The 22,339-nt window shown below is 61.7% G+C and carries 16 protein-coding genes; 6 read left to right on the forward strand and 10 right to left on the reverse strand.

Annotated elements, in window-relative coordinates; all coding sequences use genetic code 11:
* The first annotated feature begins 93 nt into the window (after window positions 1–93).
* From J5289_RS04885 to J5289_RS04895, 3 genes are all read left to right on the forward strand, one after another.
* Window positions 94–300 (forward strand): hypothetical protein, encoded by a 207-nt coding sequence (locus J5289_RS04885; RefSeq protein ID WP_209182775.1) that lies wholly within the window; start codon window positions 94–96, stop codon window positions 298–300.
* A complete protein-coding gene (locus J5289_RS04890) occupies window positions 293–478 on the forward strand; it encodes a hypothetical protein (RefSeq protein ID WP_142823954.1) in 186 nt (61 codons plus the stop codon). Before J5289_RS04885 ends, J5289_RS04890 begins: the two co-directional genes overlap by 8 nt.
* 252 nt (window positions 479–730) lie before the next feature.
* Window positions 731–1,189, forward strand: a complete 459-nt coding sequence (locus J5289_RS04895; RefSeq protein WP_209182776.1) for a hypothetical protein — start codon at window positions 731–733, stop codon at window positions 1,187–1,189.
* Between the two features lie 29 nt (window positions 1,190–1,218).
* Here the strand turns inward: J5289_RS04895 and J5289_RS04900 are convergent, their stop codons facing one another.
* Window positions 1,219–1,680: a carboxymuconolactone decarboxylase family protein gene (locus J5289_RS04900; RefSeq protein ID WP_209182777.1), complete on the reverse strand. Its 462-nt coding sequence runs from the start codon at window positions 1,678–1,680 to the stop codon at window positions 1,219–1,221.
* 23 nt (window positions 1,681–1,703) lie between these two features.
* Window positions 1,704–2,204 carry an Rrf2 family transcriptional regulator gene (locus J5289_RS04905; protein ID WP_142823957.1) on the reverse strand — a complete coding sequence of 167 codons (501 nt, stop codon included), beginning with the start codon at window positions 2,202–2,204 and terminating at the stop codon, window positions 1,704–1,706.
* A gap of 139 nt (window positions 2,205–2,343) precedes the next feature.
* Between J5289_RS04905 and J5289_RS04910 the strand changes: the two genes are divergently transcribed.
* Window positions 2,344–4,854, forward strand: a complete 2,511-nt coding sequence (locus tag J5289_RS04910) for a ligase-associated DNA damage response DEXH box helicase (RefSeq protein WP_209182778.1) — start codon at window positions 2,344–2,346, stop codon at window positions 4,852–4,854.
* An 83-nt stretch (window positions 4,855–4,937) separates the two neighbouring features.
* On the forward strand, window positions 4,938–5,666 hold the full coding sequence (pdeM, locus tag J5289_RS04915) for a ligase-associated DNA damage response endonuclease PdeM (RefSeq protein WP_209182779.1): 729 nt from the start codon (window positions 4,938–4,940) through the stop codon (window positions 5,664–5,666).
* A 25-nt stretch (window positions 5,667–5,691) separates the two neighbouring features.
* Here pdeM and J5289_RS04920 read toward each other — a convergent pair whose 3' ends face one another.
* The 8 genes from J5289_RS04920 to J5289_RS04955 all read right to left on the reverse strand — a co-directional run bounded on the left by J5289_RS04920 (window position 5,692) and on the right by J5289_RS04955 (window position 19,971).
* Window positions 5,692–6,981 carry a histidine-type phosphatase gene (locus J5289_RS04920; protein ID WP_209206754.1) on the reverse strand — a complete coding sequence of 430 codons (1,290 nt, stop codon included), beginning with the start codon at window positions 6,979–6,981 and terminating at the stop codon, window positions 5,692–5,694.
* Between the two features lie 232 nt (window positions 6,982–7,213).
* Window positions 7,214–8,197, reverse strand: coding sequence for a L,D-transpeptidase (locus tag J5289_RS04925; protein WP_247748967.1), 984 nt, complete (start codon window positions 8,195–8,197; stop codon window positions 7,214–7,216).
* Between the two features lie 127 nt (window positions 8,198–8,324).
* Window positions 8,325–9,128, reverse strand: coding sequence for a TIGR02186 family protein (locus J5289_RS04930; protein WP_209182782.1), 804 nt, complete (start codon window positions 9,126–9,128; stop codon window positions 8,325–8,327).
* Complete coding sequence (locus tag J5289_RS04935; protein ID WP_209182783.1) at window positions 9,125–10,048, reverse strand: sulfite exporter TauE/SafE family protein; 924 nt, start codon at window positions 10,046–10,048, stop codon at window positions 9,125–9,127. Before J5289_RS04935 ends, J5289_RS04930 begins: the two co-directional genes overlap by 4 nt.
* 523 nt (window positions 10,049–10,571) lie before the next feature.
* The gene (locus J5289_RS04940; protein ID WP_209182784.1) at window positions 10,572–11,444 is read right to left on the reverse strand and encodes a prohibitin family protein; all 873 of its coding nucleotides are present in this window, start codon (window positions 11,442–11,444) and stop codon (window positions 10,572–10,574) included.
* A 183-nt stretch (window positions 11,445–11,627) separates the two neighbouring features.
* Window positions 11,628–14,786: an efflux RND transporter permease subunit gene (locus J5289_RS04945; RefSeq protein WP_209206753.1), complete on the reverse strand. Its 3,159-nt coding sequence runs from the start codon at window positions 14,784–14,786 to the stop codon at window positions 11,628–11,630.
* Window positions 14,783–15,943: an efflux RND transporter periplasmic adaptor subunit gene (locus J5289_RS04950; RefSeq protein ID WP_247750675.1), complete on the reverse strand. Its 1,161-nt coding sequence runs from the start codon at window positions 15,941–15,943 to the stop codon at window positions 14,783–14,785. The genes J5289_RS04945 and J5289_RS04950 overlap by 4 nt, the downstream gene beginning before the upstream one ends.
* Window positions 15,944–16,137: 194 nt before the next feature.
* On the reverse strand, window positions 16,138–19,971 hold the full coding sequence (locus tag J5289_RS04955; protein WP_209182786.1) for a peptidoglycan-binding protein: 3,834 nt from the start codon (window positions 19,969–19,971) through the stop codon (window positions 16,138–16,140).
* A gap of 492 nt (window positions 19,972–20,463) precedes the next feature.
* On the opposite strand from J5289_RS04955, the gene J5289_RS04960 reads away from it, so the two are divergent.
* Window positions 20,464–22,260, forward strand: a complete 1,797-nt coding sequence (locus J5289_RS04960; protein WP_209187324.1) for an acyl-CoA dehydrogenase C-terminal domain-containing protein — start codon at window positions 20,464–20,466, stop codon at window positions 22,258–22,260.
* The last annotated feature ends 79 nt before the right edge of the window (window positions 22,261–22,339 follow it).

The raw sequence follows: 22,339 nt of genomic DNA on the forward strand, positions 1-22,339 counted from the left end.
CGACGAAAATCCGTGCAGTGGCGACACCCTGCCGCCATCGCCATTGTGACAATCCACACAAAGGCGGATCAAAGGGTTGACAGGCCGCCTGTCATGGCGGAACTTTCCGCCAAGGTTTACGAGAAGGTAAAAAACACAGGCGTTGTCATCCGCCTGTCGCAGAATTTACCCTACACGGGCAACGTCCCGGTGTCTGCCGAAGCTGCTCCTCCAGTCTTCGGGCAACCGAGCGAAGTCAAGCCGCACCGGAGAGGTGAAGGCGTGGTTCACGACAGCGGAAATGAGGGAAACGATGCCTAAAACCGAAGAACGTCTGCTCGACGCAATCAAGAGCGCCACGGGATTTCACGGACAGGTCTATCCGATGCGGCTCGCCGACCGCCAGATGGCTCGCAAGCTCGTCTCCGATGGCCGCATCGTCGAGGCTGCAGGGTCCTGGGGTACGACCATGTGCATCGGCTACCGCATCAACAAGTAGCATCCGGCACGTTGCAGGCCGCATGCCTGAGCGGATCCTGCTCCAATAGGGCACAAAAGGCGCCGCCAGTTGCTCGCACGTCCTCGGTTCTAAAGGCACGCCGATCGGTTTCGACGGTGGCTATTTCACGATGCTTTGCCGCAAAATGTCGAAATAGATAGTGGAAAGTCTGGCGTCCCGGGCGGCGGGAGGTTATCGCTTGGCCAAATGACTGGCGCGTACAGTCGCAAGCCAATTGGAAAAGACACAGGCATGAGCAGTTTCATCCCGTCACCCCTGATACAGGAAAATATCAATTCGGCCGTGGACTGGATGACTGCGGATGACGACTTCCTGGCGGAGGTGCATCTCAGCACCCCGACGGGGAGGACGGTGCTCAGTTTCGGCGACACGCAGATGCATGGCGGTGTCGCCAGGCTGAAGGCCCTCTTCAAGGCGATCTCAACGGGCAAGGACCATATCAAGTCGGTCCCTCTGAAACAGAGATTCCTCTTCAAACTCGACCATGCCGGTCGCGGCAACCACGCACTGGCAAAGGATCTGCGGGAGACATTGGCGTGGGCCGATGCCAACGGGCTGATAACTAGCGGCATGATCTTCAATCAGCTGCTCAGCAAGAACATTGCCGAGGGTTTTGTCTGGTTCGGTTTCCCCGACCCGCAAAAGGCAGTTCTGTTCAAGCAGTCCGGCTACGAGCCCGCCTCTATCTAGGCGGGATCGCAATTGTCGGTTGGCTCTCTTCAAGCAGCCGCAGCGACCTTGTCGATCGGGTGCTGGCCACGAAATCCGACGGCGAGACGGTTCCAGACGTTGATCGCGCCGATGGCCACGGTGATCTTGACCATTTCCTCATCGGAAAAGTGCTGGCGAAGATTGTCATAGGCGTCGTCCGGAATGCCGGTCTGGGCAATGTTGGTCACCGCATCCGTCCAGCCGAGCAGCGCCCGTTCACGCGCATCGTAGACGGGCGATTCACGCCAGACGCTCAAAAGATTGATCCATTGTTCGCCGAGGCCGTCATGGCGCGCTTCCTTCACATGCATGTCCACACAGAAGGCGCAGCCGTTGATCATCGAGGCTCGCAGCTTGATCAGGTGGATGAGACGCTTTTCCAGGCCCGAGTTCTGCACATGCACTTCCAGGGCCGACACGGCCTTGTAGGACGACGGGGAGGCTTCAAAATAATTGAGGCGTGGTTGCATGATAGTCTCCTTGGGTTGGAGCCTCAGCGGCTCGTCTTGCGTTCATGGATCGCGAGAAAAGCACAGCCTCGGGCCGCAATGCTTCCGTCGTCGATGTCTGTCAGTTCCACGATAAGGTCGGCAATCGTGGTCTTGGCCAGCTCTGCCCGGTAGACGCGCTCTGCCCGCAACATCGCCGAAGAGATATTGCACGGCTGCGCGAAGAAGCGCGACGACACCGGGTTCGGTCCGCGCTGGCGTATTTCATTGCAGCGAAAGGCCGGCGCGGGGCCTTCGACTGCCAGAACGACATCGAGCAGGGTAATCTCGGACTTTGCTCTCGCCAGCCGGTAACCACCCTTCGGACCCGGCAGCGTGCTGACGATGCCGGCGTTCGAAAGCGCCTGCAGATGCTTCAACAGATAGCTGGTCGACACACCATGAAACTCGGCAAGCGCGGCCGCGGACAAAACGCCGCCTTCTGAAAGTCCAGCCAGCATCGCCACACAATGGAGTGCCTGCTCGACCCCGTCACCGAGTTTCATGATATGCTCCTTCAATCATGGATAAATTATATCCGCGAATAGGCGGTGTCAAGCGCGATGATTGGCTTTCTGGCTGAAGGTGGTGTGCTGACGCCTCTTGCCGCTAGGATTTAGCGTCATCTGAACTACATATGGTCACGTGGATCGCATCGAGACTGAGACGCTACTGGCCCTGCCCATTCCCTTCACCCGCTGGTTTGCGGAAAAGGGCTGGCAGCCCCGCGCCCATCAGCTCGAACTGCTGGCCCGCGCGGAAGCTGGCGAAAGCACGCTGCTGATCGCCCCGACAGGTGCCGGCAAGACGCTGGCCGGCTTTCTGCCGTCGCTTACGGACCTGACGCGGCGCGGCAAGATACCGCCGGGGTCGGCCTTCTCCGGCATCCACACGCTTTACATTTCGCCGCTCAAGGCGCTGGCCGTCGACATCGAGCGAAACCTGATGAAGCCCGTCGAGGAGATGGGCCTGCCGGTCACCGTCGAGAACCGCACGGGCGATACGCCGAGCGCCAAACGCCAGCGCCAGAAGCTCTCGCCACCCGACATCCTGCTGACCACACCGGAGCAGGTGGCGCTGCTGCTCGCCAATGGCCAGGCCCAGCGCTTCTTCGGCGATCTGAAATATATCGTCCTCGACGAGTTGCACTCGCTGGTCTCCTCGAAGCGCGGCCATATGCTGTCGCTGGGGCTGGCGCGGCTGCGGCGGCTGGCGCCCGGGCTGCAGACCATTGGCCTGTCCGCTACCGTCTCCGACCCCATGGAACTGCAGAAATGGCTGGTCGGCCAGCGCGAGGGCGAGGATCGTCACGCAGGCCTGGTGACTGTCGCCGGCGGCGCCAAGCCTGATATCTCGATCCTTGCCAGCGAAGAACGCATCCCCTGGGCCGGCCATTCGGCGAAATATGCCATCCCCGACGTCTACAGCCAGTTGCTCGACCACAAGACGACGCTGCTCTTCGTCAACACCCGCAGCCAGGCGGAAATGCTGTTCCAGGAACTCTGGACGGTCAACGACGACAATCTGCCGATCGCTCTGCATCATGGTTCGCTCGATGTCGGCCAGCGCCGCAAGGTCGAGGCGGCGATGGCGGCCAACAAATTGCGCGCCGTCGTCGCCACATCGACGCTCGACCTCGGGATCGACTGGGGCGATGTCGATCTCGTCATCCATGTCGGAGCACCCAAGGGTGCCTCGCGGCTGGCCCAGCGCATCGGCCGCTCCAACCACCGCATGGACGAGCCGTCGAAGGCGATCCTCGTGCCGGCCAATCGCTTCGAGGTGATGGAGTGCCAGGCTGCTCTCGATGCCAATTACATCGGCGCACAGGACACCCCGCCAGTCGGCCGGGGCACGCTCGACGTACTGGCCCAGCACGTGCTCGGCATGGCCTGCGCCGAGCCCTTCGATCCGCTCGAACTGTTCGACGAGATCACCAGCGCCTCTCCCTATGCGTATCTATCGTGGGAGACCTTCGAGCAGATCGTCGATTTCGTCGCCACCGGCGGCTACGCGCTGCGCGCCTATGAGCGCTATGCCCGCATCCGCAAGATGGAGGACGGCCGCTGGCGCATCTCCAATCCGGCCGTGGCGCAGCAATACCGCCTGAACTCCGGCACCATCGTCGAATCGCCGATGCTGAACCTGAAGATGGTCAAACGCGGCGCCGGCGGACGCATCGGCCGCGGCGGGGCAACGCTCGGCAAGATGGAGGAGTACTTCTTCGAGCAGCTTTCGCCGGGCGACACTTTCATCTTCTCGGGCAAGGTGCTGCGTTATGAGGGTATCCGCGAAAACGAGGCGCTGGCCAGCCAGGCCTATTCCAACGACCCGAAGATCCCTTCCTACAATGGCGGCAAGTTCCCGCTGTCGACCTATCTCGCTGACCAGGTCCGCTCGATGCTGGCCGATCCCGACCGCTGGCACGAGCTACCGGACCAGGTGCGCGACTGGCTAGCGTTGCAGCGGGAAAAGTCGATGGTGCCGAAACGCGACGAACTGCTGATCGAAACATTTCCGCGCGGCAGCCGCGCCTACATGGTGGCCTATCCCTTCGAAGGACGGCTTGCCCACCAGACGCTTGGCATGCTGCTGACCCGGCGGCTGGAGCGTGCCGGCGCCAAGCCGCTCGGCTTCGTCGCCACAGATTATTCGCTCGGCATCTGGGGGCTGGAGGACATGGGCCAGATGATCGCCACCGGCCGCCTCAGCCTGTCCACGCTGTTCGACGAGGACATGCTCGGCGACGATCTCGAGGAGTGGCTGGACGAGTCCTTCCTCCTGAAGCGCACCTTCCGCAATTGCGCTGTCATCTCCGGCCTGATCGAACGTCGCCATCCCGGCAAGGAAAAGTCTGGCCGCCAGGTGACTGTATCGGCCGATCTGATCTATGACGTGTTGCGCAGCCACGAACCCGATCACATCCTTCTTCAGGCGACGCGGCAGGATGCGGCAACGGGGCTTTTGGATATTGCCCGGCTTGGCGATATGCTGAGGCGAATCAAGGGCCACATCACCCACCGGGCGCTCGACCACATCTCGCCGCTGGCCGTACCGGTCATGCTCGAAATAGGCCGGGAATCCGTTCCAGGAGAGGCCCATGACGCCCTGCTGGCCGAAGCTGCCGACGATCTGATCGCCGAGGCGCTGAGCTGACGGGGGTTGGAATGGCGGTGGGAGAGTTTATCCTCCCGCGTCCCGACAGGCACCGGCATGAATGAAATTTGGAAAGCGGACTATTGATAACCCGACTGGCGCTCGCGCGCGACATGACCGGCCTTGCCACATCAGCCGGCGCGGAAACCAGCGTCCACGGCGTCGCAGCGGTGTGCGATCCCTTGGGTGGCCTCTACCTGCCGGATGCGGGTATCCTCCTCGTCTCTGACCTGCATCTCGAGAAGGGCGCAGCATTCGCCCGGCGCGGCATGATGCTGCCACCTTACGATACACTGGCGACGCTGACGGTGTTGTCCGCTGTCATCGCTCGCTACGATCCCAAGCTGGTGATCTCGCTCGGCGACAATTTCCATGATCGCAAGGGATCCGCCCTGATGCCGGAGGAATTCCGGACACTGATCTCGGGCATGGCCCGGGGTCGCGAATGGATATGGATCAACGGTAACCACGACCCAGATGGTACAACCGGTCTTCCAGGCCAGTCGCTCGACGAACTTGTCCACAGCGGCCTGACATTCCGGCACGAACCCAAGTCAGGAAGGCAGGCCGGAGAGATTGCCGGCCACCTCCACCCCTCGGCTACTGTGCGCAGACGGGAAAAGTCTATCCGCCGTCCTTGCTTTGCAACGGATGGCGGCCGGATGCTGATGCCGGCTTTCGGCCTGATGAGTGGCGGTCTCGATCTCGGTCACAAGGCGATGGCCGGACTGTTCGACCACCCGTTACTGGTTGCCCACCTGCTCGGTCGGGACCGTATCTATTCAGTCCGCTACGCAAGCCTGATCGGCTAATCGAGATCCTGCGGACTTCCCGTTGTCAGTGGTAAGCCTGGCTGGCCACAGCCGTCATATCGAGCTTCGGTCGTGCCAAGGCCATGAAGCGATCGAGCGGGCAGGCACCCTCGACGCTCTCGCTTTCGCAGCCGGGCATCGCTATCTTTGCCTGGAGCGGCGGCGAGGCTGCATCGATCGTGGAGGCGTCACGAATCTGATCCAGGGTCGGTGCAACGAAGCCGAGACGGACATAGGCCTTGCCCGCGCCATCGCGCAACCGCTCGAAGGTCAGCGCCCCGGTCGGCGGCGTTTCGTCGTCCAGATAGGGCGGAATGTGCCAGTGCAGACCAAGAAGCGCCGCGATTTCGGCCTGTTGGGTATCGCTGCCCATGAAGAGCAGGAAGTTGGCGTTCGGTGGTCCTTCCGCTGATTTCGCGTCCTTCGGGTCGGCAGCGATGGCGAGCAGTACCTGGTTGAGGAAATTCGAAACGTCGCGCGCAGCGAGGTAGGGTACACGGTTGCCAATGTCGTATTTGACCTGGCGCAGCTGCGACAGGCGGATGATGTCGGCAGCGCTCGATGCCTTCCCGAAGGCCACCTGGTCTGCAGGAAAACCATTGGCATATTGCAGCAGGAAAACCTGCACGATCGTGCCGGCTTCGACGATGGGTCCCTTCATGGAAACGCTTGCCGGCTTTCCGTCCTTTGCCGCCTTGGTCTCGATCGTCCAGGGCCGCTGTTCCATCGAGCAGGCAGGCGTCGCGCATCCGAGGATGGTGTCGAGCTCCTTCATCAAGGGCGCCGCCTTGGCCTTCATCGCATCGAAGCTGCCGCCGGCCGTGGCAAGGATGGCAGCTTCTGCCTTGGCCGGATCGACGGCCCCAAGGGAGGTTTCCGAGGCCGCGTAAAGCGCGTCGACATCCCTGGTCCCGTTGAACCCGACGGAAAGGCCGCAGCCGGGGAACATCGCCGATAACAGCACATTCCCGGTATCGATGGTGCGCTGGATGGCACCATTGGCCCAACCGAAGACGGAACCAGGGACAGGGCAACCGCTCTTGGGAACGAGGTTCTTGGCGCGCAGCATGGAAACCTCCCAGGCGGCGAGTTTCTCGGCCGCCACTTTTCCGTGCCCTGTCAGCATGCCGTCGGCGACGTCCCATGTCGGCCACTGCCGGGACGAATAATGCAGCAGCTCCCGGCTGCTGGTCTGCGGCCGGACGCCGTGACGCATGACTGCGATGTATTTGTCTGGGGAAAGCGCACCCGCGCCAGCGGGGCTCCCCGCAGCAGCAAACATCAGGCTGGCGATGACGAAGGATTTCAACGACATGGTTGCTCCATGGGAAAAGAGCGACCGGCCGCGTTATTGCAACGAAAAATGCCGCTCCGGTCGGAAGGTGACCGAAGCGGCATGTAATAGGATTACGTGAACATTGAGCGACAGTTTTGTGGCGGACATAGCCAAGCAAAGTTGTGGCAGATGCCGCCTCGGTGCCGAGGAAAGGACCGTCAGACTATGCGTTGTCGGTTCCGCGCAGGCAGTGCTGCCGGCACGGGCTCGATCAGTTGACGAATTCAACGACCACGCCGGGTTTGACCATGCCGGCCAGCTCTTCGGCATCCCAGTTCGTCAGGCGGACGCAACCGTGCGAGCCGACCTTTCCGATAAGGTCGGGCTCTGGCGTCCCGTGGATGCCGTAGGTCGGTTCGGTGAGGTCGATCCATACGCTGCCGACAGGGCCGTTCGGTCCCTTGGGTATCGTCAGGACCTTGTCGTTCTTGCCCTGCTTGAAGTTCTTGGCCGGGTCATAGCGATAGACCGGGTTGCGGGCGACGCCCTTGACCTTGTGCAGTCCCTTTGGCGATGGATTTTCCTCGCTGCCCACTGTCGCAGGATAGACGGCGATCGGCTTGCCTTCGGCGTTATACGCAAAAACCTGGCCACTCTTCTTATTGGCTTCGATGCGCTTGACCTGGCCCTGCATCGGCGGACCCGGCATCACCACCTGGATCGTCTTGCCAACCGCGAAATCGCTGCCTTCGTTGAGTTTTTCGAGCAGCGCCTGGGCCATGTGGAAACGCTCCGAAAGCTCCTCGGCGACGCTGGTGTAGCCCATGCTCTCCATCTTGGCTTTTTCGGCGTAGTCCGTCGGAATGTGATCGACGATGCCGGTGGCATCGTCAGCGGTGATCACGTAGCTCTCGATCACCGGAGCCTTGCCATCGAGACGGCTGGTGACATCAGGTCCAACCTTGCCGTCAGTCGCCAGCCCATTCATCGCTTCGAAGCCAGCGACCGCCTTGCTGACGTTCTCGCCATAGAAACCATCGATCACCCCCGGAGACGCGCCGGCGCGGTCGAGCAGCACCTGCAGGCGGACAATCGCCGGATCGGGATTGTCGGACGCTGTCGCCGGACGGTCCGCCGGGATCGACGCGAGCGACGAGGCATTGATTGCGTCGGGCTTCATCTCCTGAGCCGTGGCGGCAAAGGGGACGAGGAGGGCGAGGGTGGTGAGGAGCGCGGTTGTTTTCATGCTGCTCAATGGTCTCGAACCAAAGTTGTTCCGTCGCCGTAGCATATATCGTCGGTGCTCTCGTGCGACGCCCCATAGTCCCTTGCAAACCAACGCAATTTCCGTGCTTAGCGGCGGCAGCGAAGTGGCGAGTTCTCTAGCTCTTCCGGAATATGAAGCTGGCGGTCCAGCCCGTCACGACGGCGAGGAAAACTGCGAAGAAACCGTAGGCGATCGGTTGCTCATGGGCGGCGTCGGTGATGGTCTGTTCGATGCCGGTCTTGATGACCCGCAGCGGCAACGACTTTTCGGCGACGAACTTGCCGCTTTTGAAGAGATAGGCGCGCACAGTGTGTACGCCGTTGGGCACATTGGCCGGCAGGCGTAGCGTCGCCTTGAACAGGCTGGAGCTGACAAAGCGAACGCCGCTCGGATCGCGGTCGTAGAGGCCGCCGCTCTCTTGCAGCCTCCGGAACGCGTCGCGGAACTCACGCAGGTTTCCGACGTCGCCAACGAAGCCGACCGGGTTGAGCGGAATATGATCGAGGCCGATGCCGTGGTCGTTCAGTTCCAGCGGTGTCGTGACGCTGTCGACAGCACGCGTGCTCGATAGCGAATAGGCTTCCGGCACTCGCTCGAAGGTCATCGATCGCGTATTGACCCAGATACCGAACACCCGCTGCTTCTTGCGCACGGTGGCGTTCTCTCGTGGACCTTCCAGCACCACGACGATGTCATACTGGCCGATTGCCAGCAGCAGCTGGTCGGTGTTGCCGAGTGCGCCGAAAATCGTCAGGTCGGCGCCGGCGAAATCCGACGTGATGGCGATTTCGCTGGTCGAGGTACCGATCTCCATCGTCTCGGGCAGGGGCGTCGCCGGCGCGTCGAGCATCACCTGCGCCCGGGCGCCAAACGCTGCCAGCAGCAGGGCGGCGGCAAGGACAAGGGTACGTCCGATCATTGGCCGATGCCCTCCATGACGATGGAGTAGATATCGGTCGGCGTGACGATCAGCGCGATGGCAAGGCGCACGCCGACGGCGAGCACGAGAAGCCCGAGCAAGGCACGCAGCTGCTCGCCACGCAGCCGCTGGCCGACCCGCACGCCGTATTGCGCACCGATGACGCCGGCCACCATCAGCACGAAGGCGAGCACGATATCGACGGAATAGTTGGTGGCTGCCTGGACGATGGTCGTATAGCCGGTGACAAAGATGACCTGGAACAGCGATGTACCGACCACGACATTGGTCGGGATGCGCAGAAGGTAGATCATCGCTGGAACCAGGATAAAGCCGCCGCCGATCCCCATGGGGGTCAACACGCCGACGAAGAAACCGAGGCCGAAGACCGGAATGACACTGAGATAGAGCTTCGATTTCTTGAAACGCATTTTCAGCGGCAGCCGCTGCACCCAGTTATGGTGGCCGGGCCGCTTGGGCAGCGGCTTGCCCCTGCCGGCTGCGCGTCGCAGCGCATTGATGCTCTCCCACAGCATCAGCGTCCCGACCGTGCCGAGCAGGAACACGTAGAGAAGCGAGATGATCAGGTCGATCTGGCCGACGCGCCGCAGGATCACGAAGACCCAGAGGCCAAGCGTCGAGCCGACGAGGCCGCCGGCAAGCAGGATCGATCCGAGCTTCAGATCCAGTGAGCCGCGCCTGAAATGGCTGATGGCGCCGGAAACCGAGGAGGCAACGACCTGGTTGGAGCCTGTGGCGACGGCGACGATTGGGGGAATGTTGTAGAAGATCAGCAGTGGCGTGATCAAAAACCCGCCGCCGACGCCGAACATGCCCGAAAGGAAGCCGACCGCCGCGCCCATGCCGAGGATGATGAAGATATTGACCGATAATTCCGCTATCGGCAGGTAAATCGTCACGGCCGGACCCCAAATGAACTGCGCTCGTTCAGCAAACCCGGCGCCTAATGAAATTTCCCCTTTGAACGCGCGACGCTCATACGAAACCCTAGCCGGAACCCGTTAAGGAAAGTTTGGGTTTGGCGATGTTAAGTCAATCGCCATTCCTGGGCCGAAGCATTTTTCCGAAAGGTGTGGTAAATGCCACAACGCCCGATACCGCGCGGGAATGCTGTCGCTCATCGCGCCTTCTGGAACATCTCGAAAGACAACGAGAGAACAAACCCGACCAGAAACAGAATTCCAAACGATGATAGCGAGTATTTTACGCTGTCATCCGGAAATGCAATTCCCCAAAGATGCTGCGCCCCGACAATAGTCAGGCTGATGATCAACGACCTCAACGCGATGAGGGCAACATGACGCAAATCAGCACTCCGGATCAGGCTCCCCACTCACGGGGGGCGTTGATGCCGCCAGGACGAGGCTTCACGAGGAGAATATCTCCCGCCAGCGAGCCGCGTCAACGCTCGGGCAGACCTGGTTACCTGACGCCGATGAACGGCAAGGCGCCGCCGGGCGTCATCGAGGTAGGCAACTTGCCATCCCAACCATTGCCGATAGCCTGGTATTGAATAAGCGCGGGGTTGTCGCGGAGCGCCTCTCCCTTGGCCCGGATGGCGTTCGCATCGGCTTCGCCGCGAAGCGTGATGGCTTTGGCCTGGGCAGTCGCGAGTGCAAGCTGACTATCCGCATCGGCCTGCGCCTTGGTGACGGTGATCTGCGCCAGCTGCTTTTCGTTCTGCGCCTTCTGTGCCGATTTCTGAACCTCGACTTCCGCTGTCATGCGGGCTTCGATTGCTTCCTCGTATGGCTTCGAGAACTTGATGTTTTCCAGCTGTACGCCCTCGATCATGACCGGCCCCTTGACGGAGTCGCTGAGCGCCTGGCGGATATCGGTGTTTAGCTTGTCGCGCTGGCTGATGGCCGTTGCCGCCGTGTAGTGTCCAAAGACGTTTTTGACCTGCTGCTGGATGCGCGGACGGATCAGGCGGTCGGCAAGGCCCTCGGCGCTGCCGAACTGGCTATAGACATCGACGACCTGCGAAGGCGTAATGCTGTAATTGACGGAAAGCTGCATATGGGCAGGCTGCTGGTCCTGCGAGTAGGCTTCCGTGTCCTCGATCTTGATGATCTGTGTCTGGACTGGAAAGCGCGTAACGACCGTGACGAACGGCGTCTTGAAGCCAAGGCCCGGATCCGCCGTGCCAACGACTGCACCGAAGCGCGTGATCACACCGCGTTCGCCTTGATCGATGGTGTACCAGGAACCCAATATAACCGGCAGTCCGACCAGCGCGATGACTGCGACGCTGGCAATAAATTTGAGCGGTATGCGTGAGTCACTTTCGGTCATGGTACGTCTCACTGTCTGTTGCGGCGGACTTTCACTGGGCTAGAAGCGGCATAATCATATTATATGAAATAAACGAAGGCTCCACGGCAATGGCCAGACGCTCGGCTCTCATGACATCGATACTGCGCGCGGGGACGTTCGACGGAAACTTTCGTCCCAAAGGACCCGAACGACCGTCGTGCATCATGCCGGAGAGGCGGCCCCTGCCTTAAGCTCCGGATTGCTGTTTGCGCGCCGTTTTCCCAGCCTGTCGAGTAGCAGATAGATCACCGGGGTCGTGTAGAGCGTCAGGATCTGGCTGACGATCAGGCCGCCGACGATGGCGTAACCGAGGGGCTGGCGCAGTTCTGATCCCGTGCCATGTCCTATCGCCAAGGGAATTCCGCCGAGCAAGGCTGCCATGGTCGTCATCAGGATCGGCCTGAAACGCAGATGCGCCGCCTTGGTGATGGCCTGTTCGCTGGTCAGGCCCTCTTCTTTCTCTGCCTGGATAGCGAAATCCACCAGCATGATGCCGTTTTTCTTGACGATGCCGATCAGCAGGATGACGCCGATCATGGCGACGAGACCGAAGTCGAAGCCCGAAATCATCAGAGCCGCCAGCGCCCCGAGGCCTGCGGACGGCAATGTCGATAGGATCGTCAGCGGATGCAGCAGGCTTTCATAGAGCACGCCGAGGATGATGTAGACGACGATCAGCGACGCCAGGATCAGCAGCGGTACCGTCGCCAGCGACTCCTGGAAGGCCTTGGCGCTGCCGGAAAAGCTCGCCTGCAGCGATGCCGGTGGTTGCAACCCTTGTACCGCGGCCTCGATTGCCTGCGTTGCCTGTCCGAGTGCGACAGAGGGTGCCAGGTTGAACGAGATCGTCACTGCCGGCGATTGTCCCTGATGAGAGATCGAAACCGGCGACACCCCGTTCGTCGTCCACTTGGCAACAACTGACAGCGGAACCAGCGTGCCGCTGCTGGAGCGGACGGAAAGCTGGTCGAGCGTCGCGATCTTGCGCTGCAGGTCTGGTAGAACCTCGAGGATGACGTGGAAGGTGTCGGTCTGTGTGGAGTAGGAAGCCACCTGCCGCTGTCCGAAGGCATCGTAGAGTGTGTCGTCGATCGTTGCCGGAAGGACGCCGTAAAGCGAGGCAGCCGCCCGGTCGATATGGATCGACAGGTTGGGAGCCTCCGCCTGCTGGTCATTGCCGACGTCGCGCAGTTCCGGCAGGCTCTGCAGCTTGTTCGTCACCTTCGTTGCCCATTGCGAGAGCTCGCTGATGTTGCCGTCCTGAAGCGTATATTGATACTGGGTCTTGGCGGGCCGCGCGCCGATGTTGATATCCTGCGCGGACTGCATGAAGAGCTTGATGCCCTGCTGCTGGTTGAGCGCAATACCAAGCCGCTGGATGACCTCCTTGGCGCTTGCGTCGCGCTCCGACAGCGGTTTCAGCGTGATGTTGACATGGCCCTGGTTGAGCGCGTTGCCGCCATTGCCGCCGCCGATATCCATGAACACGCTATAGACAGCCGGGTCCTTCAGGATGATGGCGCTCACCCGCTCCTGCAGCTTGGCCATCTCGGTGTAGGAGATATCCGGCGAAGCCTGTGACTGGCCGGCAATGAAGCCCGTATCCTGCTCGGGGAAAAAGCCTTTGGGGATAATGAAGAAGAGGTAGCCGGTCAGCGCGACCGTGCCGAGGAAAACGGTCAAAGTCACATAAGGGTGGCGAAGCACTCGCGCCAGGCTGCGAGCGTAAAGCGACAGCAGCCAGTCGAAGAAGGCTTCTCCAGCGCGGTAGAGGCGACCGTGCTGCTCCTTTGGAACCGATTTGATGAAGCGCGATGCCAGCATAGGCGTCAGCGTCAGCGTCAGCGACACGAAAGCCGAAATTGCGATGGCTATCGTCAGTGTCACGGCGAACTCGCGGAACATCCGTCCGACGATGCCGCCCATAAGCAGGATGGGGATGAGAACGGCGATCAGCGAAAGGCTGATGGAAATGATCGTGAAGCCGATCTCCCGCGCGCCCTTCCGGGCCGCTTCTTTTGGCTCCAGACCCTCCTCGATCAGGCGGGTGATGTTTTCGAGCATGACGATAGCGTCGTCGACGACAAAGCCGACGGCCACCACCAGCGCCATGAGCGACAGGTTGTCGAGGCTGAAACCCAGCACCCACATCGGTGCGAGCGAGCCAACAAGGGCAATCGGCAGGGTAAGCGCCGGGATGATGGTAGCCCTGATATCCCGCAGGAACAGGAAGATCACCAGCACCACGAGCCCGATGGTCAGCATCAGCGTAAACTGGACATCCTCGACGGACGCCCGGATCGTCGATGTCCTGTCGGTCACGAGTTCCAGCTTGATAGCGCGTGGCAGCGATGCCTGCAGGGCGGGAAGCTGGGATTTGATTGCGTCAACGACGCCGATGACGTTTGCGCCCGGCTGCCTGAATACGTCGAGGGCGATCCCGCGCTCGCCGTTCGTCCAGTGTGCCATCTTCGAGTCTTCGGCGCCATCGACGGCGGCACCGATATCGCGGATACGCACCGGGCCGCCGTTGCGGTAGGCGATGACAGCATCGTTCCAGTCGGCCGACTTTGTGATCTGGTCGTTGGTGTAGATCGGAAAGGTCCGGGTCGGATCGTCGATGTTGCCCTTGGGGGCGCTGAGGCTGAGATTGCCGATGGCCGAGCGGACATCTTCTAGCGTCACATCTGATTGCGCGAGGCGGCCGGGATCGACACCGATGCGGATCGCTGGCTTCTGCTTGCCGCCGATATTGACATAGGCAACGCCGGAAACCTGGCCGATCTTGGTAGCGACATTCCGTTCAATGTACTCGTCGAGCTCCGGTAGCGTCAGCGTGTCCGAGGTCGCCGACAGCTGCATGACCGGCGCATCGGCGGGATTGACCTTCCGCACCGTTGGCAGGGACGGCATGTCCTTCGGAAGCGTTGCGGACGCCTCACTGATCGCCATCTGCACATCGCTCGCCGCGGTTTGTATGTCCTGGCTGAGTGCGAACTGGATGGTGATCGACGTGGTGCCGAGCGAGCTGCTCGACGTCATCTCGGTGATCCCGCTGACCCGGGAAAGCGCCTCCTCGATCGGCTGGGCAACGCTCGATGCCATCGTCTCCGGCGACGCGCCGGGAAGGCTTGCCGCGATCTGGATCGTTGGAAAGTCGATCTGCGGCAGCGCCGATACCGGCATCAGCGGATAGCAGATGGCACCGACGAGGAAGATACCGGCCATGATGAGACCGGTGGCGACGGGGTGATCGATAAAAAAGCTGAAGAAATTTGAGTCTTTAGGCTGAGCGGTCTGGGAGGGATCGATGCCGCTCATGGGGATTTCTTCTCCGCAAGTTCTCCGGTCGTGGAACCGGTCCAGGGGGTGACGCTGACCTTGACGCCGTCGCCGATGCGCGACTGGCCGTCCATGACGACCTGATCGCCTTCCGAAATACCCTTCGTTACCAAGGCTCGCGCATCGGTCACGAAGGCGGAGACGACATCGCGTTTCTCAACCTTGCCGTCTTTTCCGACGACATAGGCATAGAGACCCGACGGGCCGCGCGCCAAAGCCTTGTCGGGCACCACGACGCCGTCGCGAACCTCGACCGTCAAGCGCGTCGCAACCGGCAGGCCGGGCCACAGGCGGCTGTCGCCATTGTCGAAATCGGCACGAAGGTGGATCGACCCATTGCTCGCATCGACCGAATTGTCGATGACCGAGAGTTTGCCCTTGGCAAGTTGCCGGGTGCCATCTGTTGCCGATACCTCGACCTCGGCAATGCCCTGTTTCAGAGCATCCCGGATTTCCGCAAACCGATCGCCGGGAGCGACGAACGACACGCCGATGGGGTCCATCTGTGTGATAGTCACGATCCCCGTGGACGAACTTGCGCTGATAACGCTGCCCGTATCGACTTGGCGAAAACCGGTGCGGCCGGTGAAAGGGGCGACGATGGTCGCAAATCCGAGTTGGGTCTCGGCATTTTTGATTGCCGCATCGTCGTACTGGACGGCGGCGAAAAGCTGGTCGCTGGACGCATTTTTCTGCTCGACGGTTGCAGTGGACGCGATCCCCTTTTGCGCAAGGCCTGCATATCTCTCCGCATCCGCCTTGGCGCTGCGCAGCTGGGCCTCGTCCTGGGCTTTTTTCGCCCTGGCAGACGTCAGGTCGGATACCAGCTGGCGGTCATCCAGCCGCAGCAGGACGCTTCCTTTCTGGACGATCTCCCCCTCCGTGAAAGGGATTTCCATCACCTGCCCGTCTATGCGCGGACGCACCAGAACGGACTGGAGCGAAGACACCGTTCCAATACCGTTGATGACCCGGTGGATGGTTTCGCGCTTGGCGGTGATTGCCGTGACCGGGATGGGCGGCGCTTCCGTCGGTTCGCTATCGGCAGCAAAAGCACCACTGATGGGTTGGAGGATAAGAGCCGCGGCCAGGATGGCCATGCCACGAGACGCAGACGTCAGCGCAAAAAACTTCATTCGCCACCCTTGCTTGGATTTCGCTCTGTAACGCAGCAATCCGATTTTGGTTCATTCCGGTTAACTTTATGAGATTTGGGTAATCTATGCCGCCAGTGATGCGGGGCTGAAGAGACCTTTTTTCTCGACAATCTCGATACAAAAAAGCCCGACAGGATTTCTCCGGCCGGGCATTTGCGGATGAATGATCGATCTCAGGCGGGTTTGTTGCGGGCCAGCAGCTGCTTGACGACCTGATCGGTGATCTTGCCGTCTGGCGTCAGGCCGACCGATTTCTGGAAGCTTTTCAGCGCTGCAACTGTCTTGTCGCCCATGTTGCCATCAGGCGTGCCGGCGTCGAAGCCGTTGTTGTTGAGGATCGCCTGAATGTTGCGGACAGCCTTTTTCATATCGACCGAGCCGGTGTGGACGCTCTTGCCCGCCCATGCGTCGGGAATATCGGCCCGGTTGCTCTTGTCGTCCAGTGGCTGCTGCTTCCAGGCGTCGACCTTTTCCTTGGCGGCCTGCAGCTGGTCCGGCTTCAGGGAGTTGGCCACTTCATCGCGCTTCTGTGCCGCATCCTTGTCGCCGCCCTTTGCGGCAATAGCGAACCACTTGTAGGATTCTGTGAGATCCTGCTTCACGCCGTTGCCCCGTGCATAGAGGATGGCGAGGTTGAACTGGCTGTCGGAGACACCGAAATTGGCTGCTTTCGTAAACCAGTCGACGGCTGCGGCATAATCCTGCGCGCCGGCGGCTCCGGATGCGAACAGAACAGCCAGATTGTGCATGGAGCTGGCGTTACCCTGGTCGGCTGCCAGCTGGTAATATTGCTTGGCTTTTGCGAGGTCCCGGTCGAGGCCATTGCCCTTTTCATACATGCTGGCAAGACGGTACTGTGCCGGGGCAAAGCCCTTGTCGGCAGAGAGCTGGTACCAGCTTGCCGCCTGCTTCAGATCGGTCGGCAAACCACGGCCTTCGGTGAAGCGCGCGCCGATCTCGAAGAGTGCCAGAGGATCGCCCAGGCGGGCCGCATCTGCAAGTGCCGGTGGCTGGACGCTATCCGGAACGGCGATGACGGCAGCTGGAGTTGCCGGTGCCGTCGCATCGCCCGCGGTGTTGGCTGCAGCGACGTCCGGCGCGGTTGTCGCCGACGGCGTCGCATTTGCCATTCCGGGCGCCGGTGTGCCCGGCGAGGCCAGCGGCGGGCTGGCAGGATCGCTGCCGGCCGGAACGGGGGATGCCAAGGGGGCAGTCTGCGTCGCCATGCCAGGCTCTACTGGCGCAGCCTGTGTTGGGCCAGGGGCGGGCTGCGGCTGAACGGCGGCTGCAGGATCGGTTGCTGCCGGCGCCGGGGTCGCTGCCGAGGTCAAGGCGGACACTTCGGCGGGTGCCGGTGCCTGCTTGCCGGTCAACGAGTGGACCAGCGGAAACGCCATGAGCGCCAGCAATGCGGCGCCGACGGCGAGCAGAATCGGGCGGCGGTAGCGCGCGAAAGTTCCCGTCTTGCCGGGGCCCTTGACCGTGGGCGCTGTTCGCGATTGGTCGACTTCCATGGCAGCGGCCTGGGCAGCGCGGCGGGCGGCGGCGATGTAGTCGGCACGTTCGTTTTCGGTCTGCGGCTTGCCTGCGCCATTGCGGGCGGCATTCTGGCTGGCCCGCACCCTTTCGAGGATCTTCTTGATATCCGGCGCGCCGGAGCCGGGCTCCAGCAACTCGTTCGCCTCGTCGGCATGCATCATGTCGCCCGAATCGATCGACGGCGTCGGGTCGATCACCTGGCGGTCGGTCGAGGCCTCTGTGTCTGCCTTGCGGCCCGGTCGCAGACGCTTGCCGAGGGCTGCAAACAGGCTCGGCTTGCCGCCTTCGCTCTTGACCGCCGCCTTGATGCGCGCCTTGGTTTCGGCGTCCATCGGAATTGCGTCGGCGTTGGTGACATCAGCTACGCCCGGTACCGCAGTATCGGCAGCAGCTCGTGCCGCAGCGACGGTTGCCATCGGCACTGCAGCGGATGCGGTGCGGATCACCGGTCCGCTTTTCTGCGCAGGGGCGGCAGCACGGGCTTGCGGCGCATCGGCATATTCGAGCGGCGGCGGATTGAACTCGGCGGCCGGCATGCGGGCGGCGGGCTTGCTGCGCTCCATGTTGTCGAGACGGTCGGCGATCTGGACCAGCGTATTGTGCAGGGCTTCGAATGTGCGGTGCGTGCGCTCGTCGCTGCTGCGGCTGATGTCCTCGAGGTGACGAAGATCCTCGGCCAGCGCCGCCAATGCCGACATCTCGGCCGCAGGTGCCGCGCCGTTCATCGCGCCCTGCCGGGAATAGGCCTGCACGACAGTCTCGGCTGCCTGCCGAGCAGCTTCGATGACATATTCGTCGTTGGTGCTCATATAGTCTTCGATAGCGCTCATGCGCTGGTCGAATTCGACTGGAAAACCGTTGCGCGGCTCGCTCAAAAGTTCGGAGAGGTGGGCGATCTGGTCTTCCAGTCCGCGCAGGGCCAGACTGTCGGTGGGTGCTGCGGCAGTGCTTTCCTCCAGCCGGGAAGCAATATCGGCAAGCCGGCTCTCGAGCCTGACGACGACCGTCTCGTCGAAGGCCGACACCGGCGGATGCATGTCGATCTGGTCGATGCGGCGGGCCAATTGCTCCAGCCGTTCGGCAAGCACGTCGTTGACCGCACCTTGGTCGAGCGCGTCGATCTTGCGCGAGATATCGCTGAGGTGAACGGTGAGATCCGGCTGCGGCGCCTGGCTGTATGAGCTTTCCATCAGCCGCGACAGCTCGTTCAGTCGCTCTTCGAGGTTGATCGCGGTTTCCGCATGAGCCATGTCGTCGATGCGGTTGCTGAGGCTTTCGATACGGCTTGCCAGATCCATGGTCGGTTCGAAGCGCAGCATGGCTTCGCTGCTCATCACGTCGATCTGGTCGGCGAGGCTGCTGATACGGTTTTCGAGGCGCTGTATCAGCGCCGGATCGGCCGTGTTGGCGGTGCTGCGGCCGCTGGCGGCAATCGCCCGGCTGATTTCGTCGAGGCGCGCATCGATCGCGGTGAATTGCTCGGTCATGGCGCGGTCGCGCGGCTGCATGAGGTTGCCAAACTGCTCCATCGCGGTGGCAATGGAAATCAGCTTTTCTTCCAGCGCATGCACCGCAGGGCTATCGTTCATGCCGCCGAGCTGCCGCTTGATATCGTCGATGCGGTAGGCCAGCGCGACAAGCTCTTCCTGCAGGCCGGATGTGTCGATAGCCTGCAGCCGATCTTCCACGCTGTCCCAACGGCTCTCCATTCCCCGCACGGATTCCTCGCGGGCAAGTCCGTCCATCAGCGCGCGAAGATCGTCGAACTCTGCCTTCAGGGCGGCGGCCTCGGAGCCGTGGCTGGCACCGGTGTTTGCCAGCTGGTCGATGCTGTCGGCAAGACGCGTCAGATCGGCGCGCATGCTGTCTGCGAAATTATGGTCTTCGGCGGCGCCCTTGATCGTGCGGATCTCGGCCCGGAGTGCGCCCATCTCGCGCGCTACCCCGTCTGCGATGTCTTTCTTGAGGTCGTGGCGCAGGCTCACCAGGGCCTGGGCGATCTCGGTCATCGCATCCGCTGCAGGGCGGCTATCGGCCGCAACGCGGGCAACGGGCTGGCGCGAGGCCATGGGTTCTGAGGCGCGCGGTGCGAGCGGCGGACGGACGGGTGCCTCTTGCTCTGCGGCCTGGCTGCGGTCGCGGCTGGCCCCGAGTATGCGCTGGCGCTGGCGGATTTCGGCAAAGGGATCGGAGCGTGGAGCTGGCGCCGGTGCTTCGGCGCGCGACGGCCGGTCGTTAGCCTCGCGGCTGGCAACAGCGCGGTCCAGACGATTGGATCTCTCTGCGAGCGCCGGGCGGGCTGCAGACGACACGGCTGCCGCTGGTGCCTGCGGGCGCGGTGTTTCCAGACCGCCTGCTGCGCCCATCAGACCTTCGATGCGGGCCTCCAGACCCTCGATCGTGCGGCTGAGTGCATCGAGAGCCGTCCTGTCGTTCATCAGGGGAGGATGTGATGGAGATCCGCTCATCGTGTTGCTCACTTCGACATTTGACCCTTGCGGGCTGTTTCCCCCGGTACTCGCGCCGCTGCCATCGAAAACTGCAGTGACTGAAGAGCACCAGACGCAAGGGCGTATTACGGTACGCATTCCTGAGACCGGTGGAGATCGCTGTATTCCAAAAATCTAAACTGCTGCATGGAATACGGATCACTCCGCTCACGCCGCAAAATTCGCAAAACGTGGTAAAGAACCCGTTAACTTTCCCGAAAATTTCTTTAACCTTTGTTCAATGCGCACCAGCCCGGCCATTGCGGGCACAAGATATCTCAGAGGAAGCCGAGCCGCACTTTCTCCCGGTGCCAGCGCCTGGGGTCTCGCATACGGCGCCCATCGTCCCTCCGACACAAAAGTTTTACCCTCGGGTCATACATTTGACGTTTACGCGCACGTCAATATTTCATAGGCTTGTTGCAAAGACGGAGCCTTGGTCTCGTCTTTGCGAATTGGAGGATTTGAACGATGCCGGTCTATCGGGCGCCCGTCAGCGACACGCTGTTCATTCTCAACGATGTGCTCGGCCTCGAGCGCTATAATAATCTGCCGGGCTTTGCCGATGCGACGCCCGAGATGATCGAGGCCATCCTTGGCGAAGCCGCCCGGATGGCCGAGGAAGTACTGTTTCCACTCAATTATTCTGGCGATCAGGAAGGCTGCCGGCGCAGCGATGACGGCAATGTCTCGACGCCAACAGGTTTCAAGCAGGCCTATGAATCCTATTGCGCCGGTGGTTGGACAGGGCTTGCCGTGCCCGAGGAATTCGGCGGCCAGGGGCTGCCCTATACGCTGCATGCGGCCGTCGGCGAATATACCTCTTCAGCCAATATGGCACTTATGATGTATCCCGGCCTGACGCACGGAGCGATGGCTGCAATCTTCGTGCACGGCACGGAGGAGCAGAAGCGCACATACCTGCCGAAAATGGTCGAAGGCAGATGGTCGGGGACGATGAACCTGACGGAGCCCCATTGCGGCACCGATCTCGGCCTGCTGCGCACGAAGGCCGTGCTACAGCCTGATGGCAGCTACCGGATTTCCGGCCAGAAGATTTTCATCTCGGCGGGCGAGCATGACCTGACGGAGAATATCGTTCATCTCGTGCTTGCCCGCATCGAGGGCGCACCGGAGGGCACCAAGGGTATCTCGCTGTTCATCGTGCCGAAATTCCTGGTTGGCGAAGACGGTGCACCGGCCGGCAGAAACGGCGTCAGCTGCGGCGCCCTCGAGCATAAGATGGGCATTCACGCCAACGCCACCTGCGTGATGAACTACGACGACGCGACGGGCTACCTGATCGGCACCGAGAACCGAGGCTTGCCCGCCATGTTCGTGATGATGAACGAGGCGCGCGTCAGCGTCGGTCTGCAGGGCGTGTCGATCTCGGAAGTCGCCTACCAGAACGCCGCCGCCTACGCCCGCGATCGTATCCAGGGCCGCTCGCTGTCGGGGGCCAAGGCGCCGGACAAAAAGGCCGATCCGATCATCGTCCACCCCGATATCCGCCGGACGCTGATGACCATTCGAGCCTTCAACGAGGCCGGTCGTGCCTTCCTGCTGTGGACGGCCCTGCAATCCGACATCGCCCACCGCGCGACCGATGAAAGGGAGCGCCAATTGGCCGACGACATCCTTGGCCTTTTGACGCCCATCCTCAAGGGCGTCATGACGGACAAGGGTTTCGAGCACGCCGTCATGGCCCAGCAGGTGTTCGGCGGCCATGGCTATATCGAGGACAACGGCATGAGCCAGTATGTCCGCGATGCCCGCATTGCGATGATCTACGAGGGCGCCAACGGCATCCAGGCGCTCGATCTGGTCGGCCGCAAGCTCGGCCTCAACGGCGGCCGCGCGGTGATGGCGCTGTTCAAGGAGATCGGCGATTTCTGCGAGGAGAACCGCGCCGACGAAGCGATGGCGCCGTTCACCAAGGCCTTGAAAAAGAGCCTCGGCGATGCCCAGGCCGCGACCATGTGGTTCATGCAGAACGCCATGGCAAAGCCCGACAATGCCGGTGCCGGCTCCACCGATTACATGCACCTCTTCGGCCTCGTCGTGCTCGGTTACATGTGGGCGAAGATGGTCAAGGCGGCGCAGACAGGCCTTGCCTCCGGCGACGGTGCTCGTTCGGAGTTTTTCGAGACCAAACTGGTGACCGGGCGCTTTTACATGGAGCGCATCCTGCCGGAAACCGCGCTACGCCGGACCCGCGTCGAGGCCGGCGCAGACACCATGATGGCGCTGCCGGCGGAGGCGTTTTGATCTGCGGGAGCGGTATCTGTGGTCGAGTCCGCATCTTGTGCAGCATGATTGAAAGTTATATATTGATATAACTTTTGGA

Origin of the sequence: Rhizobium sp. B230/85 (assembly GCF_019355735.1) — a bacterium.
GTDB lineage: Bacteria > Pseudomonadota > Alphaproteobacteria > Rhizobiales > Rhizobiaceae > Rhizobium > Rhizobium rhododendri.